1 protein-coding gene is annotated in these 283 nt (G+C 38.5%); it reads left to right on the top strand.

Annotated features, from left to right (window positions below):
* A partial coding sequence (locus A0765_RS10515) for a hypothetical protein (protein WP_218837448.1) occupies nt 1-226 on the top strand: 226 nt, incomplete at its 5' end.
* Between the last annotated feature and the right edge of the window lie 57 nt (nt 227-283).

The raw sequence follows: 283 nt of genomic DNA on the forward strand, positions 1-283 counted from the left end.
TCTGCCCATCTTTAAAAATCGCCTTGAAATCTTTTTCGCTCTTGACGCGATAGTTTTTTCTCAAAACTCAACTCCATCCACCAAAATTAACTCTATTATACCATATTTTCCCAAAAAGCCAATAAGGACTAGGGTTGCAATGCGTGCCCTCTTTTTAGAAAAAGTTCACCTAAAAATCGAACATGAAGCAAGTACCGGTCACATTTACAGAAAAATCCAGAAATGATTAATCCCACAGCTCCAAAAAAGAGTCCGGGACAAAAGTCCTAGCCTCTCAATTGTC

The organism is Streptococcus cristatus, from assembly GCF_001588905.1.
GTDB lineage: Bacteria > Bacillota > Bacilli > Lactobacillales > Streptococcaceae > Streptococcus > Streptococcus cristatus_N.